Raw genomic sequence first — 15,718 nt, forward strand, 5'->3', positions numbered from 1 at the left:
ACACATCGTCATCGCACCGCATCAAGCGGCGTGAGTCAGAGGCTCGGATGCGCCAGCCGGTAGTAACCGTCTTGCGACTTCGTACTTCGTCGGCCCGGCGCGAGTCACTACTCTAGCAGTTCTTCGCGGCCCTGTCCAACTCCGCAGTCCGTGTCCTGCGTCTCGTCCAGATCGTCTGGCGATCCTTCCAGTGAAGCAGTCACAGCCGATCGTGCGGTCTCCCGCTCTCTCGGGCCCTCAGCTCTTCCGCATCCACTCCGTGCCGCTGCTCCCGGGGGAGCTGCTCGGCCTGTCGTGTCTGCGTCCTCGCTGCTGACAAGAAAGAACATTACGCACCTCGAGAGGGTCTGGCAAACCGAGGAATTCAGGCTCCGTTCACCCGGCCGTTGAGGCATACCTGCAGGTCAACGAAGGTTTTCCCGCGCTCGGAAAGCGCTCATCGGGCCCGATGTGACCCACGTCTGAGAGTGGGGTCACCAGGAGTTGCTGCCGGCGTCGACGCCATGGCAGTGCGTCGGCGACGTCCGCTCCAGGCACGGGCGCCGGCTGCTCCAGGGTCCTCCTGCGGACCCCTCGTGCACTCTTCCCAGGGCGGGCTCCTCGGGCGGCCTCCCCGGAATGCAGAACGCCCCGGCCCCTCCACGCAGGAGGGAACGGGGCGTTCGAGGGCATCAGGTCGTCAGCCGACCAGACGGACCATCGCAGCGTTCTTCCGTCCGCGGCGCAGCAGGAGGTGGCGACCTGGCAGCAGCTGGAGGTCTCCGATCTCCTGGGCAAGGGTGTCAGCAGAGAGCTTCTCGCCGTTCACGGACAACCCACCCTCATCGGCGCCACGCCGTGCAGCCCCCTTGGACTGCACGATGCCTGCCTCCACGAAGGCGTCGACCAACGGGGTCGTCGGTGCGACCTCTGCACCCGGGAGCTCGCGGGCGATCGAGACGATGGTGGCCTCGTCCAGCTCACGCACGTCCCCGCGGCCGAAGAGCACCGCGGCTGCGGCGGTGGCCTGGTCCGTCGCCTGCTGGCCATGGACCATCGTGGTGAGCTCATCGGCCAGAGCGCGCTGCGCAGCCCGCTTGTGCGAGGCCTCCCGCGTGGCCTGCTCGAGCTCGGCGATCTCCTCCTGGCCACGGAAGGTGAAGTACTTCAGGTAGTTCACGACATCCGCATCGGCCGCATTGAGCCAGAACTGGTGGAAGGCGTACGGGCTGGTGAGCTCGGGATCGAGCCAGATCGCGCCGCCCTCGCTCTTCCCGAACTTGGTGCCGTCGGCCTTGGTGACCAGGGGGGTGGTCAGAGCGTGGGCGTCATGTCCCTCCACCTTGTGGATCAGCTCGACACCCGAGAGCAGGTTCCCCCACTGATCGTTGCCCCCGAACTGGAGGCTGACTCCGTGCCTCCGGTGGAGCTCGAGGAAGTCGATGCCCTGGAGCACCTGGTAGCTGAACTCGGTGTAGCTGATCCCCTCGTCGCTCTGCAGGCGGCGCGAGACAGTCTCCTTCCCGAGCATCGTCCCCATCCGGAAGTGCTTGCCCATGTCCCGCAGGAAGTCGAGGGCGCTCATCTGTCCGATCCAGTCGAGGTTGTTCACCATGGTCACGGCGAACTCTCCGTCGAGGTCGAGGAATCGGGAGATCTGCCCACGCAGGCTGTCCACCCAGGTCCTCACGAGCTCAGCGTCGTTGAGCACGCGCTCCCCCGACATCCGGGGATCGCCGATCAGGCCGGTCGCCCCGCCCACGAGGGCGTAGGGGTGGTGACCCGCCAGCTGCAGGCGCCGCATCGTGAGCACCTGGGTCAGGTGCCCCACGTGGAGGGAGGCTGCGGTCGGGTCGAAGCCGCAATAGAGGCTGATCGGTCCGTCCGCCAGAGCGCTGCCGAGCGCTTCGCGCCCGGTGGTCTGTACGACGAGTCCTCGCCAGGCGAGCTCGTCCAGGACGGAATGCATCGATCGGTTCCTCTCGGTGAGGCACAGGATGTGCCCGTCAGCGGTCCGAGACGGCCGACGAGTTCGTCGTGCGCGGTTCGGACCGTCAGCGCCTGGGTGGCGCCGGTGCCCAGTATCCCAGATCCGTGACCGGGGGGACCGCTCGTGCCATGACGGAAGAGTGCGGGACTCTCCGAGCACTCGCGTCGCGGCACACGGGGCCGTCTCGACACGGAACCGTCGCCACGAGGGACTGTCTCCGCGCGGCACCGTCGTCACGAGGGACTGTCGCCACGAGGGACCGTCTCCGCGCGGCACCTTCTCGGAGAGTGACGCAGCGGCCGGCGACCATGGCGGTCACCGGCCGCTGACGGCGAGTGCTCGGAGCGCGGCGGCTCAGCGGCCGCGCGTGAACTCGCGCAGAGAGGTGAGGGCGTCGGAGACGGCCTGCTCCTGCTCCGCGACCCGCACCGGGGCGGTCCCTCCCTTGGCGTCGCGGGACGCGATGGAACCCTCGACGGAGAGGACGTCGCGCACCGAGGCGTCCAGATGCTCGGAGATCTCGGCGAACTCGTCGTCGGTGAGGTCCCACAGCTCCTTGTCCTGCTCCTCGGCCACCTTCACGCAGGCGCCCGAGATCTCATGGGCGCTGCGGAAGGGCACCCCATTGCGCACCAGGTGATCGGCGATGTCGGTGGCCAGGGAGAAGCCCTGCGGGGCCAGCTCCGCCATCCTCTCGGTGTGGAAGGTGAGCGTCGCCATCATCCCGGTGAACGCCGGCAGCACCAGGCCCAGGGAGTCGACCTGGTCGAAGACCGGCTCCTTGTCCTCCTGGAGATCCCGGTTGTACGCCAGGGGCAGCGCCTTGAGCGTGGTCAGCAGACCGACGAGGTCACCGACGATGCGTCCGGCCTTGCCCCGCGCGAGCTCGGCGATGTCGGGGTTCTTCTTCTGCGGCATGATCGAGGAGCCCGTGGAGAAGGAGTCGTCCAGAGTGATGAACGAGAACTCCTTGGTGTTCCACAGGATGACCTCCTCCGCCAGGCGGGAGAGGTCGATGCCGATCATCGCGAGCACGAAGGAGAACTCCGCGGTCAGGTCCCGCGAGGCGGTCCCGTCGATCGAGTTCCAGACCGAGTCGGAGAACCCGAGCTCGGCGGCGACGGCCTGCGGATCCAGGCCGAGGCTCGAGCCGGCCAGGGCGCCGGAGCCGTAGGGCGAGCAGTCCGCACGACGATCCAGATCCCGCAGGCGCTCCACATCGCGCAGCAGCGGCCAGGCGTGGGCCAGCAGATGATGGCTCAGCAGCAGCGGCTGGGCATGCTGAAGATGCGTGCGTCCGGGCATCGGCACGCCGTGCACCTCCAGGGCGCGTGCGAGCAGCACGTCGACCAGGTCCAGCACCTGGTCACCGACGACACGCGCCTGGTCCCGGATGAACAGCCGGATCAGGGTGGCGATCTGGTCGTTGCGGGAGCGGCCGGCGCGCAGCTTGCCGCCCACCTCTCCCCCGGCCCGCTCGATGAGGCCGCGCTCGAGGGCGGTGTGCACGTCCTCGTCATCCGGTGCCGCGACGAACTCCCCGGAGGCGACGTCGGCGGCGAGCTGATCCAGCGCGCCCTGCATCGTGGCGAGCTCGTCGTCGCTCAGCAGGCCCGCGGTGTGCAGGACGTTCGCGTGGGCCTTGGACCCCCGCAGGTCGTACTGCGCCAGGCGCCAGTCGAAGTGCGTGGACACCGACAGCGCGGCGAGCGCCGCCGCCGGGCCGGAGCCGAAGCGGCCGCCCCACAGGGAGGCACGCTCCTGCGCGGCCGACGGATCCCCGGCAGCCGAGAGGTCCGCGGCGACGGAGGGGTCCCCGGCAGGGGCGGCGGCCCCCGAGGAGGGCACCCCCGCCGAGCTGATCCCTGCCGAGCTCATCCCGTCCGAGCTCATGCGTCGGCCTCGCCGGTGGTGAGGTCCTCCCCATTGCCGAAGGCGACGTCGCGGGCCGCTGCCTGCTTGGCGGCCAGGCCGTAGATGTCGATGAAGCCGCGGGCGCTGCCCTGGTCGAAGGTGTCGCCCTCGTCGTAGGTGGCGAGGTTGAAGTCGTACAGGCCGGTCTCGCTGCGGCGACCGGTCACGGTGGCGCGGCCGCCGTGGAGGGTCATGCGGATGTCGCCGTTCACGTAGCGCTGGGTCTCGTCGATGAACGCGTCCAGGGACTTCTTCAGGGGGGAGAACCACTGGCCGTCGTAGACCATCTCGGTCCAGCGATCGCCCACGGTGCGCTTGAAGCGGGCCTGCTCGCGCTCGAGCGTCACACGCTCCAGCTCCTGGTGCGCGGTGATCAGTGCCATCGCGCCGGGGGCCTCGTAGACCTCACGGGACTTGATGCCCACGAGACGGTCCTCGACGATGTCGATCCGGCCGATGCCCTGGGCGCCGGCGCGACGGTTCAGCTCCTGGATCGCTTCCAACGGGGTCACCTTCCGGCCGTCGATCGCGACGGGGATGCCGCGTTCGAAGGAGATGACGACCTCGTCGGCGACCGGCGGGAAGGCCGGGTCGTCGGTGTAGCTGAAGATGTCCTTGGTGGGCTCGTTCCAGATGTCCTCGAGGAAACCGGTCTCGATGGCGCGGCCCCACACGTTCTGGTCGATGGAGAACGGGTTGTGCTTCGTGGTCTCGATCGGCAGACCCTTCTGCTCGGCGTACTGGATCGCCTTGTCGCGGGTCAGCGCGAGGTCGCGCACCGGGGCGATGCACTTGAGCTCGGGAGCGAGCGAGGTGATCGAGACCTCGAAGCGCACCTGGTCGTTGCCCTTGCCGGTGCAGCCGTGGGCCACGGTCGTGGCGCCGAACTTCTTGGCGGCCTTCACGAGGTGCTTGGTGATCACCGGGCGGGAGATCGCCGAGACGTTCGGGTAGGCGTCCATGTACAGCGAGTTGGCCTTGAGCGCCTGCATGCAGTACTCCTCCGCGAACTCGTCGCGGGCGTCGGCCACATAGGCCTCGACGGCGCCGCAGTCCAGGGCGCGCTGGCGGATGACCTCGAGGTCCTCGCCGCCCTGGCCCACGTCCACCGCACAGGCGATGACGTCGGCGCCGGTGGCGTCGTGGATCCAGCCGATGGCCACGGAGGTGTCGAGGCCGCCGGAGTAGGCGAGGACGATGCGTTCGGTCACGGGAATGCTCCTAATCGAGTTCTGCTGAGCACGTTCTACGGATTGTCCCGCGGGTGCGATGCACCCGGTGCCCTGGTCGCCCAGGGCGGGGTCCTGTCGTGCGGGTTCCATCGGGTCTTGGGGTCTTGCTGGTCTTGCGGTGCTGCGGGTCTATCGGGTCGTCGGGATCGGGTGCTGCGGATCGGCGCGATGCCGGCGCTCAGGGGCGGGTTCCGGCGGATCGGAGGCGTCCCGTCGGCCTTCGGCGAGATCGAGCAGGCGGGCGGCGAGCCGATCCCCGCCGTCGGGATCCCGGGCGATCAGCAGCACGGTGTCGTCACCGGCGATCGTACCCAGGACATCGGGCATGACCGACCTGTCCAGGGCCGAGGCGAGATACTGCGCACCCCCGGGAGGGGTCCGCACGACGACGAGATTGCCGCTCGCCTCGGCGGAGACCAGCAGGCCCTCCGCGAGGCGGGGCAGGCGGGCCTCGAGCAGCTCGTTCTCGGCCGGGGGCCCTGCCGGCCGATTCGTGCCGCCCTCCGGCGGGAGCCGGTAGACGAGACTCCCCGCGGAGCCCCGGACCTTCTCCGCCTGGAGCTCGACGAGATCGCGCGAGAGGGTCGCCTGGGTGACCTCGGTCCCTTCGGCGGTCAGCAGCTGCGCGAGCTGGGACTGCGAGGAGACCTCCTGGTGCGTCAGCAGCTGCACGATGCGCTGCTGACGGGACGTCTTGGTCTGGGCCAGTGCCCGCCGCTGCTCGCTCATCGTCGCGCGCCCCGGGGCCGAGCGTGCTCGGCGGTCTCCTCGTCAGGGTGGGTGAGGAGCCAGGTGAGCAGAGCCTTCTGCGCATGCAGGCGGTTCTCCGCCTCGTCCCACACCACCGAGGCGGGGCCGTCGATCACCGAGGCGGCGACCTCCTTGCCGCGGTAGGCGGGCAGGCAGTGCAGAAAGATTCCGCCGGAGAGCTCCATGAGCTCCTCGGTGACCTGGTAGGGCGCGAAGGTCTCCTCGCCCCGGCCGTCCTCACCCTCCTGCCCCATCGACACCCAGGTGTCGGTGAGGACCGCGGTCGCGCCCGCCACGGCCTCGCGCGGGTCCTCGGTGACGGTGACCGCTCCGCCGGTGGTCGCGGCGATCTCCCGGGCCCGGGCCACGATCTCGGGATCGGGCTGGTGGGAGGCGGGCGCGCCGATCCGCACGTCCATGCCGGCGGTCACCCCGCCCAGCAGGTACGAGTGGGACATGTTGTTCGCGCCGTCGCCGAGGTAGGCCATGGAGCGCCCGGCCAGGGCGGCGTCGCCGTCGGCGAGGCCCCCCGTGTGCTGGGCGATGGTCTGCAGGTCGGCGAGGATCTGGCAGGGGTGGAACTCGTCGGTCAGCGCGTTGACGACGGGGACGGTCGAGACCGACGCCATCTCCTCGATCCGCTCCTGGCCGAAGGTGCGCCACACGATCGCGGAGACCATGCGGGTGAGCACCTCGGTGGTGTCCGCGATGGACTCTCCCCGGCCCAGCTGGCTGTTCCCCGCCTCGATGACGAGCGGGCTGCCGCCCAGCTCGGCGACGCCGGTCGCGAAGGAGATGCGGGTCCGGGTCGAGGACTTGTCGAACAGGATCGCGACGGTGCGGGGGCCCTCGAGCGGCCGCTGGGCGAAGCGGTCACCCGCGAGCTCGAGAGCGAGGGCCAGGACCTCCTTCTGCTCGGCGGAGCTGAGGTCGTCGTCGCGCAGGAAGTGGCGGGGCATATCAGTTCTCTCCTTCGGGGGCCGCGACCTTGAGCAGTCCGGGCAGGGCGGCGACGAACTCGTCGAGGTCCGCCTGCGTGATGATGAGCGGTGGCGCGAGGCGCAGGGTGGTGGAGTTCGGGGCGTTGACGATGAACCCTGCCTGCAGGGCCGCCGCGGCGACCTGCGGGGCGATCGGGGCCGTGAGCCCGATCCCGATCAGGAGACCCGCTCCGCGCACCTCGGAGATCAACGGGTCGCCGAGGGCGAGCACGTCGGCCGTGAAGCGGGCGCCGACGGTGCGCACATGCTCGAGCAGGTCGTCCTCGATGAGGGTTCCGAGCAGGGCGAGCGCCACGGCGCAGGCGAGCGGGTTGCCGCCGAAGGTGGTGCCGTGCTGACCGGGCTGGAGGAGGTCGTGGACCTTCGGTCCGTAGGTGATCACGGCGCCGATCGGGAACCCGCCGCCGAGGCCCTTGGCCAGCGTCATGACGTCGGGCTGGAGATCGTCGACCGCCTGATGCGCGAACCAGTGGCCGCTGCGGCCGATCCCGGTCTGGACCTCGTCGAGGACCAGCAGGGTGCCGTGCTCGCGGGTGAGGCGACGCAGTGCCAGCAGGTAGTCGCGGCTGAGCGGCTGCACTCCGGCCTCGCCCTGGATGGGCTCGGCGAAGACGGCGGCGACGTCCCCGGGCGCGAGCGCCTCGGCGAGGGCCTGCTCATCGCCTGCGGGGAGGAACTCGACCCCGCCCGGGAGCGGCTCGAAGGGGGCCCGGTAGGCCTCTTTCGAGGTCAGTGCGAGGGCGCCCATGGTGCGGCCGTGGAAGGAGTTCGACAGCGCCAGGATGCGCGGGCGGCCGGTGCGGCGGGCGATCTTGAACGCCGCCTCGTTCGCCTCCGAGCCCGAGTTCGCGAAGAACACCGCGGACCCCTCCGGGGCCTCGGCGAGCGCGAGCAGCTTCTCGGCGAGCTCGATCTGCGGGGCGCTGGCGAAGAAGTTCGAGACGTGGCCGAGGGTGCCTGCCTGCTTGGTCAGCGCCGCGAGGATCGACGGGTGGGCGTGACCCAGGGTGTTCACGGCGATCCCGGCCAGCAGGTCGAGGTACTCCTTCCCGTCGGTGTCCCAGACGCGCACTCCCTCGCCGCGGGCGAGAACCTTCTGCGGGGTGCCGAACACGGGCAGCAGGGCCTCGCGGTAGCGATCCTCGAAGGACTCCCCCGCCACGTGGTCCGTGGGCGTCGCGCCGGTCGTCGTCGCGCCGGTGGTCGTCGTCGTGCCCGTCATCTCGTCCTCAGACATAGTCGTCCCTCCTCACCATCGTGCCCACACCCTTGGTCGTGAAGACCTCCAGCAGCACCGCGTGCTCGATCCGGCCGTCGATCATGGCGGCGGTGCGCACCCCGGCGTCGACCGCGCCCAGCAGCGCCTCCGCCTTCGGGATCATCCCGGCGGTGAGGGAGGGCAGCATCTCGCGCAGCTCGGTCGCGGAGATCTCGGGGATCAGCGAGCTGCGGTCGGGCCAGTCGCGGTACAGCCCCTCGACGTCGGTGAGCATCACGAGCTTCTCGGCGTCCAGACCCTCGGCGAGGGCCGCGGCCGCGAGATCGGCGTTGATGTTCAGCACCTCCCCGGTGGGGTTGCCGTCGGCGTCGACCTCGGGGGCGATCGAGGAGATCACCGGGATCCGGCCGCTGGCCAGGAGGTCGCTGATGCCGTCGATGTTGACGCCGTTGACGGCGCCCACGTGCCCGAGGTCCACGTCCTCGCCGTCCACGACGGTGCCGCGACGGGTGGCGGTGAACAGCCGTGCGTCCTCACCGGACATCCCGACCGCGAACGGCCCGTGATGGTTGATGAGGCCCACGAGCTGCCGGCCCACCTGGCCCACCAGGACCATGCGCACCACGTCCATCGTGTCCGTGTCGGTGACGCGCAGCCCGCCCTGGAAGGTGGAGTCGATGCCGACGCGCTCGAGCATCGTGTTGATCTGGGGGCCGCCGCCGTGGACGACGACGACGTGGATGCCGGCCAGCCGCATGAAGACCATGTCCGCCGCGAAACCGCGACGCAGCTCGTCGTCGACCATGGCGTTGCCGCCGTACTTGACCACGACGATCTTCCCGCGGAAGCGCTGCATCCAGGGCATCGCCTCGATGAGCACCTCGGACTTCTCGCGCGCCTCGGTGCGGGCGGCGTCGAGCTGCGCGAGCGGGTTCTTGCCGACCAGCTGGCCCTCGGCGGTGTCGGCCTCGGGCCCTGCGGCGGGCTGGGGAGTGTTCTGCGGAGAGGTCATGAGGAGTAGGCGCTGTTCTCTTCGACGTAGTCGTGGGTGAGGTCGTTGGTCCAGATGTCACCGGTGGCCTCCCCGGCGCCGAGATCGACCTCGATGAGGGTCTCGCGCGGGGTCATGTCCACCTCGGAGCGGTCGCGGTGGGCCCCGCCGCCACGGCACACCTCGATCCCGTTGACAGTGACGCTGAGATCGGCGACGTCGAAGGGTGCGACCGCCTCGGGCACGCAGCCGGCCGCGGAGACGATCCGGCCCCAGTTGGGGTCGTTGCCGAAGATCGCGGCCTTGACCAGGTCGGAGCGGGCGATCTCGCGGGCCACCGCGAGGGCGGACTGCTCGGAGGTCGCCGAGCGGACCACGACGTGGACGTCATGGCTCGCGCCCTCGGCGTCCGCCACCAGCTGCCGGGCGAGGTCCGCGCTGACGGCCCGGATCGCCTCGGTGAGCTCGTCGGCCGCGACCATCACGCCGCTGGCCCCGGAGGCGAGCAGGATGACGGTGTCGTTGGTGGACATGCAGGCGTCGGAATCCACCCGGTCGAAGGTGGTCGAGGTGGCCGCCTTCAGGGCCTCCTGCGCGATCGTGGCGTCGACGTCCGCATCGGTGGTGAGCACCACGAGCATCGTCGCGAGCTGCGGGGCGAGCATGCCCGCCCCCTTCGCCATGCCGCCGACGATCGCTCCGGACGCAGTCGTGACCTCTGCGGTCTTCGGCACCGAGTCGGTGGTCATGATCGCGCGGGAGGCGGCCGCATCCGAGTCCGCCCCGGCGGCGAGCTGCTCGCTGGCGGCGGCGACGCCGGCCAGCAGTGGCTCCATCGGCAGCCGCTCCCCGATCAGTCCGGTCGAGCAGACCAGCACGTCCTGGGCGGAGACGTCGAGCAGGCTCGCGAGGTGCTCCGCGGTGCGATGGGTGTCGGCGAAGCCCTCGGGCCCGGTGCAGGCGTTCGCGCCGCCGGAGTTCAGCACGACCGCGCGGGCGCGGCCGTCGGCCACGGCCTCGCGGGACCAGAGGACAGGGGCGGCCTGGACCCGGTTCGAGGTGAACACGGCGGCGGCGACGTCACGCGGGCCGTCGTTGACGACGAGGGCGAGATCGGCGGCGCCGGTGGACTTGATGCCGGCGGCGAGTCCGGCTGCGCGGAAGCCGCGAGGGCGGGTGATCGTCATGAGGAACTCCTCGGGGAGGGTCGAGAACGGGAGGGGCCGACGGGACCGGGCCGACGGCGGGGGGCACGGTCGGGCCGGACGCGTGCGGTGCGGACGGCCGGCCCTCAGGGGGCGAGTGCGGTGCGGGTGAGGCCGGTGGCCTCGGGCAGGCCGAGCGCGAGGTTGAGCGACTGGATCGCCGCACCCGCGGTGCCCTTGACCAGGTTGTCGATCGCGGCGATCACGGTGGCCTGGCCGCTGCGATGGTCCACGGCGGCACCCAGACGGATCGTGTTGGCCCCGGTGACCTCGCCGGTCGTGGGGAAGACGCCCTCGGGCAGCACGGTCACGAAATGCTCGTGCGCATAGTCGGCGGTCAGGGCGGCGAGGAGGTCCGCCGTGGTGGCGGATCCCGTGACCGGGGCGTTGAGCACCGCGAGGATGCCGCGGCTCATCGGCACCAGCACCGGAGTGAAGGTGAGTCGCAGGCCGTCCTTCCCGGAGGAGCGACGGAGGTTCTGCAGCACCTCGGGCACGTGGCGGTGACTGCCTCCGACGGCGTACGGTGCGGCGCTGCCGGAGGCTTCTGCGAACATCAGGTGCTGCTTGGCCGAGCGGCCGGCCCCGGAGTAGCCCACGGGCAGAACGGCGCTGAGCTGGGTGTGGTCGATCAGGCCGGCGCGCACGAGCGGTGCCAGCGCGAGGGATACGGCCGTCGCGTTGCAGCCGGGCACGGCGATCTCTCGGGCGCCGACGATCTGATCGCGCTGCCGGGTGCCGTCGGCCAGCGGCAGCTCGGGCATGCCGTAGGTCCAGGTGCCGGAGTGCTCGGACCGGTAGTACTCGGCCCAGTCCTCGGCGCTCTCGAGCCGATGATCGGCGCCGAGATCCAGCACCAGCACGTCCGGATCCTTCTCGCGCAGTGCGGCCGCGATCTGCCCGGACTGGCCGTGAGGCAGTGCGAGGACGACGACGTCGTGACCGCTGAGCGACTCGACGGAGGTCTCCGTCAGGATCGGGTCATGACCGAGGTCGATGTGCGGCGCGACCTCGCTCAGCCGCTTGCCCGCACTGGAATGCGCGGCGACCGTCGCGATCTCGACCCCGGGATGCGCGGACAGCAGTCGCAGCGTCTCTCCCCCGGCGTACCCGGAAGCGCCGACGACGGCGACGCGCGGCAGGCGCGCCGACGCGTCGCGAGGCGCAGCAGAGACAGGGGAAGCAGAGGCGGGGGTGCCCGATGCGGAAGTCATACCGGAAGTATATACAGCAGAGTGCATGAACAGCCAGTTGGCATCGGAGGGCGTCGATCACTCGTCCCGAGGACCCGTCCCGCACGGCATGACATCGGCACCATGACCTCCTCGACGAACCCACCCCCGTCCGCGCCATATGGCCGCGAGGCAGCACGGCGAGGCAGTGAGCCGGCCCTTTCACGTCGGGGAGAGCATCCGCTCAGGCCTGGTCGAGCATGCGATGCTTCAGCGCCTTGCTCCACTCGTAGGTGGTGTGCGTGATCGCGTCGTCCTTGAAGGCGACGCCATCGCGGTCGACGGCATACGAGAAGATGCCACCCTTCGCCGCCCCGTCGGGCTGCCAATCGGCGAACTCCACGGCCCGGGACTCTTCGAAGGGATCCGAGGTGTCGTTCCACTCGTTCGACCCGTCGTTCTCCTCGTAGAACGAGAATCCGATGAGGTACTGCTCCGGGTCGATGAACGGCGCGAAGGAATCCCAGGTCGACTGCAGCGACGAGATCGAGCGTCCATAGGACTGCACCAGAACGAAGTCGAAGCAGTCGGGCGTGGCGCGGAACAGCGGCACACGCCCGTCCCGGTTGGTGTCGTAGATGAAGAGTCGGTCGGTCCCGCTCTTGGGGCCGATCAGTCGCGAGAGCTCGAGGAACACCCCCACCGCTCGTGCCGTCTCGGACTCGTCGAGGGTGCGCTCCATATCGATGTCCAGACCATCGAGCCCGTGCGCCTCGACCAGCGTCTCCACAAGGTGCTCGGCATTCGCGCGGTGCCCGTCGGCGGTATCCGGGAATGCAGGATCCAGGACGGCCTGGATGTCCGTGGTCCTCACGACGCGGGTTCCCCTGCTGCGGAGAGCTGGCACGTACTCCTCACGCAGCACGGTCCAGAACGGACTGTCATCCGGGGTGTAGTCGGGGAAGACGAAGGCCAGGTCGATCTCCGCGGGAATCTCCCCCATCGAGTTCGGACGAGTCGGGTCGACCGCCCGGTCGTGCCAGGTGCGGAAGTAGGCGAACTCGAGCGGAGGAGCCATCTCGCACCCATCACCTCCTTCTGACTGCCGCGCGTGGCGTGGCATCCTCTCCTCCTCCGTCGCCCCGGGCAGGAGGCCCTGCCCCCGCGAGGGTTCCGGTGGTGCCGCCGCAGCCAGCGTCGACGTTCCGAGTGCTGCGGCACCCATCGCCCCTGCTATCAGGGCGCGGCGAGAAGTGTTCTGAGTCATCGGTGGCCTTTCTCCATACGGGCGTCGTCGCCCGCCGTCGGCACAGCTCCCTGCAGGGAGTCGCGTCCCGGACCATTGCCCCAACATCGATCCTCGGTTCGGTCACGAGTGGGTAACGTGGTCCGGAACAGCCAAGTTAACCGCTAAAGTCACGCTGGACAACCAATCATCGACGATTGCTCGAACTCCGAGGTACGTCGCGTTCACGAGGTGGTGATGATGACCGAGCCTGCCCCCATCGACGCCGTGACACCGGTAGCCGAAGCGACCCGTGCTGCCGAGTCGACACACGACGGGTCCACAGCACCGGGCCGCCGGCCCGGAGCGCGATCGAGTCGACTCGCCGGACTCGTCTATCTGCGACAGCGCCTCACGATGTACCTGACCGTGGCCATCGTGAGCATCCTGGTGAACTTCATCCTGCCGCGCTTCATGCCGGGCGATCCGGCAACCCAGATGATCCGCGACATCACCAACCGCACTGGCGCCCCGCCGTCCGGCTATCAGTCCCAGCTGATCAAGGCGCGCTACGGGGATCCGGACCGTCCCGTGCTGCTCCAGTTCTGGGACTACTTCTCGCGACTCGTGCAGGGCGACCTCGGTCAATCCGCGCAGTACTACCCGATCTCCGTCACCGAGCTCATCGGGCGCGCTCTCCCCTGGACCCTCTACCTGGCCATCGTCTCCACCGTGCTCGGCTGGATCATCGGCACGTACCTCGGAGCACGGCTCGGGTGGAAGCCCGGACGCCGGCTCGACGCGATCCTGACCCCTGTGTCGATGTTCTTCAGCTCGATCCCTGCATTCTGGCTCGGCCTGCTCATCGTCTGGTACCTGGCCTACAGCAACGGTTGGTTCCCGAACCAGGGCGCATACAACAACTCGCTCGAGATCGACTTCACCAGCCTTGACTTCTACCTCTCCGCCCTCTTCCACGGTGCACGTCCGCTCTTCACCTTGATCATCGTCGGCTTCGCCAGATGGCTGTTCTCCATGCGCAACATGATGATCACGACCGTCAACGAGGACTACGTCCAGCTCGCCCGCGCCAAGGGCCTGCCGGAGAACAGGATTCGCAGCCGTTACGCCGCGCGAAACGCCCTGCTGCCCAACTTCACGGGGCTCGCGCAGTCCATGGGCGGCGCGCTGACGGCGGTGATCCTCGCCGAGACGGTGTTCATCTACCCCGGAATCGGATCACTCCTCACCGGAGCACAGGCTGCCCGCGACTACCCCGTCATGCAGGGCGTGATGCTCATGGTCATCTTCGCTTCGCTGCTGTTCAACTTCATCGCCGATTCCGTCTACGTCCTCCTGGACCCACGTACACGAGAGGTGAAGTGACATGCTGAAGCGCTTCCTCCTCATCGGCAAGGTGCAGATCGGCCTCGCCATCATCGCGGTGTTCACGCTCACCGCGTTCTTCGGGCCCTGGTTCAGCCAGAACGTGCTGGGCATGACCCCGCAGCAGGTCGATTACCAGAATCTGACCGGAGGTCCGCCGGACTCAACGCACTGGCTCGGCACCACCAGCCAGGGCCAGGACGTCATGGCGTGGATGCTCTACGGCACGCGCACGTCGATGCTGGTCGGATTCGCCTCCGCCGTGATCGGCACGGTGCTCACAGTCGTCATCGGTGCCTGGGCAGGATTCTCCGGCGGGCTCGTGGACCGATTCCTCAACGGGACGATCCTGGTCTTCGGAAACTTCCCGACCTTCGCCCTGCTGTTCATCGTGGCCGCAGCCTTCCAGAACGCGAACTGGTTGCTGGTCTCCATCGTCATCGGCGGCATCGAATGGGCCAGCGGGGCCAGGCAGATCCGCGCTCAGACCATGAGCCTGCGGGGCCGCGATTTCACCACTGCGCTGCGTACCGTCGGGGAATCCCGGGCACGGATCATCCTGGTCGAGGTCATGCCCCACCTGCTCGGAGTCATCTCCCCGATGTTCCTCGGCCTCATCGCCGCTGGCGTGAACCAGCAGGCTGCCTTGGCCTTCCTGGGCATCGGCAATCCGTCGGAACCCTCCTGGGGCCTGATGATCAACTGGGCGATGACGCAGAACGCCCTCTTCCGTGGCCTCTGGTGGTGGTTCATTCCTCCGGGCCTCGCCCTGTGCCTCATCGGATTCGCGACCACCATGGTCAATTTCGGCTTCGACGAGATCACCAACCCCACGCTGTCGAGCAAGCGGATGAAGCTCATGCGGGTATTCCTACGGGACCGATCCCGCAGCACCGCTGCCGCGCGGAAGAAGGAGATGGCCACGCGATGACACTCACCACTGCACCTGCAATCCTCGAGACCGAATCGGAGATCATCGACCGGCTCGAGAACTCGCCGACACTCTTGGACGTCCGCGGCCTCTGCGTCGATTACGTGACGGAAGCCGGGAACATCCGCGCCTGCGACGACATCGATCTCACCCTCAAACGCGGGGAGATCCTCGGGGTCGCCGGCGAATCCGCCAGCGGGAAGTCCACCCTGCTCAACGCACTCGGGCGACTGCAGCGGATGCCCGCGGCGACCAGCGCCGGAGAGATCGTCTTCCATCCGACGGACGGCACCGACCCGGTCGATCTCGCGGCTCTCAGCGAGGCCGAGCTCGCCCCCTACCGCTGGACCAAGATCTCCGTCGTCATGCAGTCCGCGATGGCGAGCCTGAATCCCGTCATCCGGCTCGGAGAGCAGTTCACCGACGTCATCCGTACGCATGATTCTCGGCTCTCGGAACAGGACGCACGCGACCAGGCCGCAGACCTCCTGACCATGGTGGGGATCAGCTCCGACCGACTGACGGCCTTCCCGTTCCAGCTCTCCGGCGGCATGCAGCAGCGGGCTCTCATCGCGCTCTCGCTCGCCTGCGATCCGGACCTCGTCCTCATGGACGAGCCGACCACCGCGGTCGACGTCGTGATGCAGCGGCAGATCCTCGACCAGGTGCTGGCGGCCCAGGAACGACTGGGATTCGCCGTCGTCTTCGTGACCCATGACCTGT

The 15,718-nt window shown here is 69.0% G+C and carries 13 protein-coding genes; 3 read left to right on the forward strand and 10 right to left on the reverse strand.

The window, feature by feature from the left end; all coding sequences use genetic code 11:
* Nucleotides 1–679: 679 nt before the first annotated feature.
* The 10 genes from tyrS to ACT3UL_RS19005 all read right to left on the reverse strand — a co-directional run bounded on the left by tyrS (nt 680) and on the right by ACT3UL_RS19005 (nt 12,531).
* Nucleotides 680–1,948 carry a tyrosine--tRNA ligase gene (gene tyrS / locus ACT3UL_RS18960; protein ID WP_444579963.1) on the reverse strand — a complete coding sequence of 423 codons (1,269 nt, stop codon included), beginning with the start codon at nt 1,946–1,948 and terminating at the stop codon, nt 680–682.
* A gap of 375 nt (nt 1,949–2,323) precedes the next feature.
* Nucleotides 2,324–3,862 carry an argininosuccinate lyase gene (gene argH / locus ACT3UL_RS18965; protein WP_444579964.1) on the reverse strand — a complete coding sequence of 513 codons (1,539 nt, stop codon included), beginning with the start codon at nt 3,860–3,862 and terminating at the stop codon, nt 2,324–2,326.
* Nucleotides 3,859–5,094 (reverse strand): argininosuccinate synthase, encoded by a 1,236-nt coding sequence (locus tag ACT3UL_RS18970; protein ID WP_444579965.1) that lies wholly within the window; start codon nt 5,092–5,094, stop codon nt 3,859–3,861. Before ACT3UL_RS18970 ends, argH begins: the two co-directional genes overlap by 4 nt.
* Nucleotides 5,095–5,244: 150 nt before the next feature.
* Entirely contained in the window at nt 5,245–5,844 is a 600-nt protein-coding gene (locus tag ACT3UL_RS18975; protein WP_443351089.1) for an arginine repressor, read from the reverse strand.
* A complete protein-coding gene (gene argF / locus ACT3UL_RS18980; protein ID WP_444579966.1) occupies nt 5,841–6,824 on the reverse strand; it encodes an ornithine carbamoyltransferase in 984 nt (327 codons plus the stop codon). Before argF ends, ACT3UL_RS18975 begins: the two co-directional genes overlap by 4 nt.
* Before the next feature lies 1 nt (nt 6,825).
* Nucleotides 6,826–8,103 carry an acetylornithine transaminase gene (locus ACT3UL_RS18985; protein WP_444579967.1) on the reverse strand — a complete coding sequence of 426 codons (1,278 nt, stop codon included), beginning with the start codon at nt 8,101–8,103 and terminating at the stop codon, nt 6,826–6,828.
* Nucleotides 8,096–9,097, reverse strand: coding sequence for an acetylglutamate kinase (gene argB, locus ACT3UL_RS18990; RefSeq protein ID WP_226850379.1), 1,002 nt, complete (start codon nt 9,095–9,097; stop codon nt 8,096–8,098). Before argB ends, ACT3UL_RS18985 begins: the two co-directional genes overlap by 8 nt.
* Nucleotides 9,094–10,263 (reverse strand): bifunctional glutamate N-acetyltransferase/amino-acid acetyltransferase ArgJ, encoded by a 1,170-nt coding sequence (argJ, locus tag ACT3UL_RS18995; RefSeq protein ID WP_444579968.1) that lies wholly within the window; start codon nt 10,261–10,263, stop codon nt 9,094–9,096. Before argJ ends, argB begins: the two co-directional genes overlap by 4 nt.
* Before the next feature lie 104 nt (nt 10,264–10,367).
* Nucleotides 10,368–11,495, reverse strand: coding sequence for an N-acetyl-gamma-glutamyl-phosphate reductase (gene argC / locus ACT3UL_RS19000; protein ID WP_444579969.1), 1,128 nt, complete (start codon nt 11,493–11,495; stop codon nt 10,368–10,370).
* A 202-nt stretch (nt 11,496–11,697) separates the two neighbouring features.
* The gene (locus tag ACT3UL_RS19005; protein WP_444579970.1) at nt 11,698–12,531 is read right to left on the reverse strand and encodes an EndoS/ChiA family endoglycosidase; all 834 of its coding nucleotides are present in this window, start codon (nt 12,529–12,531) and stop codon (nt 11,698–11,700) included.
* A gap of 585 nt (nt 12,532–13,116) precedes the next feature.
* Between ACT3UL_RS19005 and ACT3UL_RS19010 the strand changes: the two genes are divergently transcribed.
* The 3 genes from ACT3UL_RS19010 to ACT3UL_RS19020 form a co-directional block, all read left to right on the forward strand.
* Complete coding sequence (locus ACT3UL_RS19010) at nt 13,117–14,064, forward strand: ABC transporter permease (RefSeq protein WP_444579971.1); 948 nt, start codon at nt 13,117–13,119, stop codon at nt 14,062–14,064.
* Between the two features lies 1 nt (nt 14,065).
* The gene (locus tag ACT3UL_RS19015; protein WP_444579972.1) at nt 14,066–14,995 is read left to right on the forward strand and encodes an ABC transporter permease; all 930 of its coding nucleotides are present in this window, start codon (nt 14,066–14,068) and stop codon (nt 14,993–14,995) included.
* A partial coding sequence (locus ACT3UL_RS19020) for an ATP-binding cassette domain-containing protein (protein WP_444579973.1) occupies nt 14,992–15,718 on the forward strand: 727 nt, incomplete at its 3' end. The genes ACT3UL_RS19015 and ACT3UL_RS19020, both read left to right, overlap by 4 nt.

Origin of the sequence: Brachybacterium sp. 107 (genome assembly GCF_052379725.1) — a bacterium.
Classification (GTDB): domain Bacteria; phylum Actinomycetota; class Actinomycetes; order Actinomycetales; family Dermabacteraceae; genus Brachybacterium.